This window comes from Amycolatopsis sp. SID8362 (assembly GCF_010550475.1).
Taxonomy (GTDB): Bacteria; Actinomycetota; Actinomycetes; order Mycobacteriales; family Pseudonocardiaceae; genus Amycolatopsis; species Amycolatopsis eburnea.
Genome location: NZ_JAAGNB010000995.1, coordinates 1 through 819, shown reverse-complemented (window position 1 = coordinate 819; position 819 = coordinate 1). Strand labels below are relative to the sequence as shown.

Annotated in this window: 1 pseudogene; it reads right to left on the bottom strand. The window is 76.8% G+C overall.

Going from position 1 to position 819, the window contains the following annotated elements:
* Nucleotides 1-819, bottom strand: a pseudogene (locus G3I65_RS31005) (hypothetical protein); the annotation flags it as partial.

Sequence of the window (819 nt, the reverse complement as noted above, 5' to 3'; positions counted from 1 at the left end):
GCTCGTAGAACTCCAGCGCCGTCCGGAATCCGCGCAGGGCGGCGGCGTGCTCCCCGCGGTAGTGGGCGGCCCAGGCGTCGTGCGCGAGCGCGGTGGCCTCGCCGTGGCGGTCGCCGATCGCGCGGTACTCCCGCAGGGCTTCGCGGTAGCACTCCGACGCCCCGTCGAGGTCGCCGCGGTCGACCAGCGCGACGCCGAGGTTGGCCGTCGTCGTCGCCAGCGCCCACCGGTCGCCCGCCGCTTCGGCCGCCGCGCGGGCCCAGCGGTGCGTCGCGATCCACGGGTCCCACAGCTTCGCCAGGAAGAAGTAGCCGCGCAGGCAGAACGCGAGCTGCCAGCACCGGTCGTACTCGCCCAGCTCGCCGGCCCGGCGGCACAGCGCCACCAGGTTCGGCCACTCCGCGCGGAACCACGCGACGCCGTCGAGCGGAGCCGGCTCGGGAAGGCCGTCGGGGTAGGCGATCTCCGGGCGGTAGCGCTGCGGCGCCAGTTCCCGGTCGGCCCGCTCGGCCTCGCGGACAGCGAACGCGGCGAGCCTGCCGAACGCCCGCTCCCGCTCGCCCTCGGCCAGCGGGGTCCCGGCGGCGAACACGCGCAGGAGGTCGTGGAAGCCGTAGCGGTCGGTCGCGGGTTGGGTGACCAGGTACGCGTCGTGGAGCCGGTCGAGCAGCCGGTCGGTCTCCCGCGGCGGGAACCCGCCCAGCGCGCTCGCCGCGCGCACGTCGAGGTCGCTGCCCGGGTGCAGGGCCAGCAGCCCGAACAGCCGGGCCTCCGCGGTGCCGAGCTGCCGGGCCGACAACCGGAAGGCCGCGGACAGGC